1 pseudogene is annotated in these 1,064 nt (G+C 58.6%); it reads right to left on the reverse strand.

Annotated features, from left to right (window positions below):
- Positions 1-905 (reverse strand): annotated as a pseudogene (locus AC6CDK_RS17785) (acetyl-CoA hydrolase/transferase C-terminal domain-containing protein); the annotation flags it as partial.
- Between the last annotated feature and the right edge of the window lie 159 nt (positions 906-1,064).

Consider the following 1,064-nt stretch of genomic DNA (forward strand, 5'->3'; position numbering starts at 1 on the left):
TCGGTGTAGACGGTCAGGTTGGCGAACGGGCCCTTTGCCAGCCCGCCGATGACGGCGTTGGCAATGGAGCCGACGCCCGACTGGAGCGGGAGGAGGTTCTTGGGCAGACGCCCCATCTTCACTTCGTGGCTGAAGAAGTCGATGATGTTGTTGGCAATGGCCTCGGAAGTGTCATCCTGCTCGGAGAAGGCACGCCCTTTGTCACGGTACTTGGACTCGACCACGGCAATGATCTTGCTCGGGTCGCACGGCACGTAGGTGGTGCCGATCCGCTCGCCGGCATGGGTGATGCCCAGAATCTGGCGCTTGGGCGGGTGGTTGCAGACGACGATGTCGTGCATCCCCTCGAAAGAGGGCTGGCCGGTATTCACCTCGATGATGACCCGATCGCAGATCATGAGAATTTCGGGGATGACGCCGCAGGAGGTGGTGGGAACCAGGCCGCCGTCCTCGGTAATGGCGGAGACTTCGATGATGGCGAGGTCCAGCTTGCCGGACTCACTGTCCTTGGTGTAGAAGCCGTAGCCCAGGTCCTGGGCAAAGAGGGAAAGGTGCTTGTCACCCATCCTGATGCGGCCTTCGTTGATGCCGGCGGCGATGTTCTTGCCGGTCTGGTACGGCCAGCGGCGATCGATCATGTCGAGGGTGGCCCAGCGGTCTTCGGTTTCGGCCCCGACGGAGGCACCGATGAAGAGGTTGAACTTCCACTTGCCCTGCAGGTTGTTCTTCTCAACGTGGTCTGCCAGCGCGATGGGCACTGCCTTGGGGTAACCGGCAGGGGTGAAGCCGGACCAGCCCAGGTTCATGCCCGGCTTGAAGAACTGGATGGTTTCCTCGGCCGACATGACCTTGTTGAGCAGTGACTTGCAACGTACGCGGTCCTGCAGTGTGCCGTACTCTGACATTTCTTACCTCCGTTCTGTTTTGTTGTTTACAGCGACGTCTGTAGCTTAAGGAAACAGCGCTGTTGCCCCATTTGCCATAACATCAACGCTACTGAACACTTTACCGTCTACCCAAAAGTAGAACCGGATTCTACTCAAGTGAATTTCTTTAGTCAAGCT

The sequence above is a fragment of the Geobacter sp. PheSNFMC genome, assembly GCF_059620965.1.